The sequence below is a fragment of the Methylophaga sp. UBA5088 genome, from assembly GCF_002414625.1.
GTDB classification, from domain to species: Bacteria; Pseudomonadota; Gammaproteobacteria; order Nitrosococcales; family Methylophagaceae; genus Methylophaga; species Methylophaga marina.
In genome coordinates this window covers 35506-35878 of the sequence record NZ_DIAC01000026.1, presented here as the reverse complement: position 1 = coordinate 35878, position 373 = coordinate 35506, and the positions used below count along the sequence as shown (strand labels likewise).

Genomic DNA, 373 nt, shown 5'->3' with positions numbered 1-373 from the left:
GGGGATAATTGGCGTGATTTCTTTCAGCATATGTATGGTAATAAACCTAAACGATGGACGCCTGAGCTGAAAGGCTGGGATCGACTTCGTTTTATCACTAATTGCTTTACCCGTCTGCGTTACTGCCATGAAGATGGTCGAATTGCACTTAAGTTCAAAGGGGCGCCTGAAGATAAACCATTACACCAACGTCCCTGGTTTGAAATGCCCAATAGAATGACGGCCAACGACAGAGTCGTGTTTGGGCACTGGTCTACTTTGGGCGTTGGTCGTTACGGTAATGTGTTTTCATTAGACAGTGGTGCGGTGTGGGGCGAAACATTGACAGCGGTGCGGATTGATCAAGAACCCTATGAATGGGTAACGGTTGAAG

The 373-nt window shown here is 47.2% G+C and carries 1 pseudogene; it reads left to right on the top strand.

Annotated elements, in window-relative coordinates:
- Positions 1-373: pseudogene (locus B4K20_RS03265) on the top strand (diadenosine tetraphosphatase); the annotation flags it as partial.